The 5,279-nt window shown below is 69.5% G+C and carries 6 protein-coding genes; all 6 read right to left on the reverse strand.

All coding sequences use genetic code 11. The features are described from left to right. Positions 1-338: 338 nt before the first annotated feature. The 6 genes from AB8Z75_RS29760 to rplS all read right to left on the reverse strand — a co-directional run bounded on the left by AB8Z75_RS29760 (position 339) and on the right by rplS (position 5,101). Positions 339-662, reverse strand: a complete 324-nt coding sequence (locus AB8Z75_RS29760) for a DUF2469 domain-containing protein (protein WP_114015897.1) — start codon at positions 660-662, stop codon at positions 339-341. A 39-nt stretch (positions 663-701) separates the two neighbouring features. Further along, positions 702-1,439: a signal peptidase I gene (gene lepB, locus AB8Z75_RS29765; RefSeq protein WP_369207384.1), complete on the reverse strand. Its 738-nt coding sequence runs from the start codon at positions 1,437-1,439 to the stop codon at positions 702-704. A gap of 73 nt (positions 1,440-1,512) precedes the next feature. Beyond that, complete coding sequence (gene lepB, locus AB8Z75_RS29770; RefSeq protein ID WP_369207386.1) at positions 1,513-2,601, reverse strand: signal peptidase I; 1,089 nt, start codon at positions 2,599-2,601, stop codon at positions 1,513-1,515. Between the two features lie 4 nt (positions 2,602-2,605). Continuing rightward, positions 2,606-3,544: a signal peptidase I gene (gene lepB, locus AB8Z75_RS29775; RefSeq protein WP_369207392.1), complete on the reverse strand. Its 939-nt coding sequence runs from the start codon at positions 3,542-3,544 to the stop codon at positions 2,606-2,608. Between the two features lie 445 nt (positions 3,545-3,989). Next, complete coding sequence (gene lepB / locus AB8Z75_RS29780) at positions 3,990-4,706, reverse strand: signal peptidase I (protein WP_369207388.1); 717 nt, start codon at positions 4,704-4,706, stop codon at positions 3,990-3,992. Between the two features lie 44 nt (positions 4,707-4,750). Continuing rightward, the gene (gene rplS, locus AB8Z75_RS29785) at positions 4,751-5,101 is read right to left on the reverse strand and encodes a 50S ribosomal protein L19 (protein WP_369207390.1); all 351 of its coding nucleotides are present in this window, start codon (positions 5,099-5,101) and stop codon (positions 4,751-4,753) included. Positions 5,102-5,279: the final 178 nt, after the last annotated feature.

Genomic DNA, 5,279 nt, shown 5'->3' on the forward strand with positions numbered 1-5,279 from the left:
CCCCGCACCCGTCGGCCCGGTGTTCCGTCCGGCGGCGCCGGGACGGCAGGACCCCCGCCCGCCCGTGCCCCCGCAGCTCCGTTCGGCGGAGCCGGGGCTGTCGGTGTTCCGCGCGGTCGGGCTTCCGGCCCGGACGCGCCGCGATTCGCTGGTGTTCATGTGCACCACCTCCGGCACCGACTGTGGCGGTACCGGAGGCTGCGTGTGGATCTTGCTCTGGTTCTGTGGAGCACCAGGCGATTGTGGACAACTCCGTCACCCACAAGGATCACAGAGAACGCAGAGGCCACAGGGACCACAGGGGCCACACGAATCGCGTCGAGGGCGATGCGTCAGGCTCAGCCCTTGAAGTCGGAATCCTCCGGCAGGTCGAGCTCGCTCTTGTTCAGCTCCTCGATGTTGACGTCCTTGAACGTGAGCACCCGTACCTGCTTGACGAACCGGGCCGGCCGGTACATGTCCCACACCCAGGCGTCCGCCATCGACACCTCGAAGAAGACCTCACCCTGCACCGAGTGGACCTGCATCTCGTAGTCGTTGGTGAGGTAGAAACGCCGGTCGGTCTCGATCACGTATTTGAACAGACCGACGACGTCCCTGTACTCCCTGTAGAGCTTCAGCTCCATCTCGGTCTCGTACTTCTCGAGGTCCTCGGCGCTCATGGCATGTTCCCCTTCAGCCGTGCGTCCCCCTATTGTGCGTCACCCCGAGCGGCGGCGGGCCGACATCGCGCGGCGGCGCGCGATCGGCCCCCAGGCGGCTCCGCCCAGCACCAGGACCGCGCCCACCACGACGGCGATCAGCGCCGTCGGCAGGGGGCCGCTGCGGGAGGTGCCGCCGGGCATGTCGGCGAATCCGCTCGCCTCGGGAAGCATGCCGAGCCCGCTGACGGGCCAGGCTATGGCGTCCACGCGTCCCTTGACGGCGGAGCGGGGCACCGCGCCGTGGTCGCCGTCCTCCAGGTGTACGCGTGAGTCGAGGGAGGCCGACCGGTTGTCGCCGAGCAGGAACAGCTTCCCCTCGGGCACCGTCGTCGACTCGAAGGGCCGCTGCGAGTCGCGGCCCTGGCTGCGCAGGTAAGACTCGTCGACGCCCTCGCCGTTGACGGTGAGCCGCCCCCGCCGGTCGCAGCAGGCCACCTTGTCACCTCCGACGCCCACGACCCGCTTGACCATGGGAACGGCGCCCCAGACGGAGTCCTGGAAGACGACCACGTCACCGCGGTGCACCTCCTCCCCGTCCACCCGCTCAGCCAGCACCCGGGATCCGGCCTTCACCGTGGGGTCCATGGAGTCGGTCGGCACCGTGTAGGGCTGGTAGAGCAGCGCGCCCCAGACGAAGCCTCCGAGGAAGAGCACACAGCCGAGGGCCACGGCCGCCCCGGACAGTCGGTTGCCCAGTCGGCCGCGGCCCTCATCGGTACGTTCTGCGTTGCTCACGTGCGTTCTCCCGGGTTCTCCGCGGCAGCCTCGAAGATCTGCGCGGCACCCTACCCAGGAGTACGGGAATCCGTCAGCCCTCGCCCTCCGTCGCTCCGGTGGCCGGCGTGGGCCCGGTGGGCCCCGCAGCCCCGGCGTACCTCGCGGCGGCGACCGGCTTGGCCGTCAGGACCAGCCGCCGCCTGCGGCGCCAGAGCACCAGCGGGACCGCTCCGGCGAGCCCGACAGCACCGGGAGCGGCGTTCAGCGCGCGTGCCTGGATGCCCTGCTGGCCGAAGGTGTCGGGGACGGGCAGCGTGCCCCACCGGTCGATCGGCCACGCCTTCACGATGGCCCGCCCGACGACCTGCCCCTCGGGGACGAAGCCACCACCCGGCTGGTTTTGGTGGTAGCGGGAGTCGAGGGAGTCCTGACGGTGGTCGCCCATCACCCACAGCTTGCCGTCGGGCACCTTGAGGGGGCCGAACGGCTTGTCGTCGCACGGGCTGTTGCCGGGGTAGATGTACGAGGACTCGTTCAGGGCCTGACCGTTGACGTGGACCTTGCCGCCCTTTTTGCACTCCACCGTGTCGCCGCCTACCGCGATGACCCGCTTGATCAGGTCTTTCTCGTTGGCGGAGGGCATCAACCCGATGAAGCTGAGCGCGGTCTGGACGAAGTTCTCCTCCACCTGGGCCTCGGGCAGCCAGCCGCCCGGGTCGTGGAAGACGACCACTTCGCCGCGCTCCGGTGTCGCCCCGAACCACGGAGTGAGCTTGTCGACCAGGACCCGGTCACCGATCCGGAGGGTGTCCTGCATGGAAGCCGACGGGATGGAGAAGGCCTGGACCAGAAAGGTCTTGATGATCAGGGCGAGGACCAGCGCGATCCCGATGAGCATCGGGAGCTCTTTCCAGAAGGAGCGCTGCTGCTTGGCGGCGTCCTTGCGGCTCTTGCGGTCCCCGCGGCCGTCTTCTCCCTCGCCGTCCGCTCCGCCCCACTCGGCGTTCTGGTGCGGCCCGCCGTTGTCGTCCATGTGGTCGGCCTGGTCCGTGTACTCGTCTCGCTTGCCCTGAGCTGCTCGGTCCGCTTCCGGCATCTGGTGGCCGGGGGGCGGGAAGCCGTGCGGCCGGTCTCCGCCCGCTCCGGAGCCCGCTGCTGTCCCGTCGGTCTCGGCGGTCACGCCGTCACTCTCTCTTCCCACGGCCGGTGGTCCTGCGTCGCCCGTCCTGCCGTCCGTACCAGGACGTTCGTCCTCCGGGTACCCGGAACCGGACCGTGCGCCGACCGCCAAGTCCCCCACATCCACTCCTCACACTGCGCATTCGCCTGTTCCGCAATCGGGACAAGCCCACCACTCCCATAACGAGCGGAAGTTCCGCAGAGAACGGGAGTTGCGCCACTCGATTCTCACGGCCCCCGGGCGGCGCCGCCGAAGTACCGCCCGCGTCGGGCACCGAAGCGTAGGTCTTGGGCTCCTCGAGCCGTCTCCAGTGGTCGAAGGGCCAGGCGATGACGACCGCTCTTCCAACGATCCGGTCCACTCCGATCGTTCCCTTGTCGGGGTCGCGCATGTGGTAACGGGAATCGGCCGAGTTGGCCCGGTGGTCACCCATCACGAACACGCGTCCGACGGGAACTGTCACCTCGAACTCTATCCGCGAGGGCTTGTTGCCCGGGTGGACGTAGGGCTCGTCCAGGGGCGTGCCGTTCACCGTCACGTGGCCCTGCTTGTCACAGCAGCGTACGGTGTCGCCGCCGACACCGACGACGCGCTTGATCAGATCCTGCTCGTCGTCCGAGGGCAGCAGGCCGATGAAGGTCAGAAGCTCCTTGCCCTGCCTGATTCCCCAGGGAGCGTCCTGTTTCTCCTTCTTCTCGTCCTCCAGCCAGCCACCCGGGTCCTCGAAGACGACGACGTCACCGCGGTGCGGCTCCGCTCCGAACCAGGGCGTGAGCTTGTCGACCAGGACGCGGTCACCGATCCGGATGGTCTGCTCCATGGACCCCGAAGGGATGACGAAAGCCTGCACGAGGAAGGTCTTGAGTACGAGAGCGATCACCAGGGCGACCCCGACGAGGATCGGAATCTCCTTCGTGGCCGAGAGCCTCCGGCGGCGCTTCATGCGCTTCGCGGCCCGCCTGCGGTCGGCACGCCCCTGTCCGGGACGCCGCAGCGGTGCCGACGCCTCGTCCGAGCCCTGCTCCTCGCCCCCGCCGAGCCCGCCGACGGCGCCGGAGTCCTCGTACGGCTCGGCGGGAGCGGAGTAGTCGTACGGCTCAGCGCGACCGGAGTGGTCGTACGGCTCGGCGGGAGCAGAGTAGTCGTACGGCGCGGCGGCACCGGAGGGGGAATCGTACGGCACCGCGGCACCCGAGGGGTCGTACGGCGCGGCACCTGGGCGCGGGTACGGCGTGGCCGCATCGCCGTAGGCGTACGGTTCCGCGGGGCCGTACGAGGGGTCGGACGGATACCCAGGGGCCTGCCACGGCCCCTGAGGCGCCGGCCAGGGGTCCTGCGGTTGCCGTCCTGCCCCGTGGGGGTGCTGGTGTCCGTACCTGCCCTCGGGGTCAGTCATCGTCACCGTCCGCGCCCGCGGGGAGCGAGCCGATGCGGCCCAGTGGCCAGCCGATCCAGTCCGCCCGTCCGATCACGCGGTCGACGGGGACGGTGCCGCCGCCGGGGTCACCGAGGTGGTCGCGGGAGTCGCTGGACTTGGCGCGGTGGTCCCCCATCACCCACAGGCGCCCCTCAGGCACCCGCGTTTCGAAGGGCACAGCGGAAGGCGCGTCTCCCGGGTGGAGATAGTCCTCGTTCACGGGCCGACCGTTCACCTCGATCCTCCCCCGCCTGTCGCAGCAGCGCACCAGGTCTCCGCCGACCCCGATGACGCGCTTGACGTAGTCGGTCTCGGCAGGCGGCACCAGCCCGGTCGCCGCGCCCGCCTTGCGCAGTGCGGTCGTGACGGAATTGGCGTCGGGGTCCGCGTCCGCGGAGAACGAATCGGTGCCGTCGAAGACGATGACGTCCCCGCGCTGTGGACCGTCACCGAAGCGGTAGGCCAGTTTGTTCACCAGCACCCGGTCCCCGACGCGCAGGGTGGGGTCCATCGAGGAACTCGGGATCAGGAAAGGCTGCATGACGAAGGCGTTCGTCAGCAAGAGTGCCCCCAGCACGACCCCCGCGTACAGGGCCAGACGCGCGAAGCGCGACCGGCCCTCGGCTTCCTCCTCGGAAGCGGAGGAGCGGTCGCGCTCCGGTTCGTCGTGCTGTTCCTCGGTGTCCATCGGGCGGAAGCCTAACCGGCGCCCGGAACACCCAGGACGCGAGATCAGCTCTCGCGCTTCTCCTTGATCTTCGCGGCCTTGCCGCGCAGCTCACGCAGGTAGTACAGCTTGGCGCGGCGGACGTCACCGCGGGTCACGACCTCGATCTTCTCGACGATCGGGGTGTGCACCGGGAAGGTGCGCTCGACACCCACGCTGAAGCTGACCTTGCGGACGGTGAAGGTCTCCCGCACCCCGGAGCCCTGGCGGCGGATGCAGACGCCCTTGAACTGCTGGACACGGGAGCGGTTGCCCTCGATGACGCGCACGTGCACGTTGACCGTGTCGCCCGGGCGGAAGGGCGGGACGTCGTCGCGCAGGGACGCGGCGTCGACACTGTCGAGAAGATGAGACATGTCCGTCTGCTTTCCTCGCTGATGCCACAGGTCATCAGCGGCATATCGTGATCTGGTCGGAGAGCCGCCACTCGCGGCGGGCGTCGGTCCCCCTGTGGCAGGGTCGCGCGCCGGATGGGAGGCAGCTGCCCATTCTTCCATGTGCCACCCCTCCGCCCCAAATCGGCCGGGCAGGGGG

The sequence above is a fragment of the Streptomyces sp. PU-14G genome, from assembly GCF_041028275.1.
In the GTDB taxonomy this organism is placed as follows: domain Bacteria; phylum Actinomycetota; class Actinomycetes; order Streptomycetales; family Streptomycetaceae; genus Streptomyces.

Coding starts and splice junctions, on each gene's coding strand:
- AB8Z75_RS29760 (WP_114015897.1), bottom strand. CDS start 662: ATGAGCGCCGAGGACCTCGAGAAGTACGAGACCGAGATGGAGCTGAAG.
- lepB (WP_369207392.1), bottom strand. CDS start 3,544: ATGAAGCGCCGCCGGAGGCTCTCGGCCACGAAGGAGATTCCGATCCTC.
- lepB (WP_369207388.1), bottom strand. CDS start 4,706: ATGGACACCGAGGAACAGCACGACGAACCGGAGCGCGACCGCTCCTCC.
- rplS (WP_369207390.1), bottom strand. CDS start 5,101: ATGTCTCATCTTCTCGACAGTGTCGACGCCGCGTCCCTGCGCGACGAC.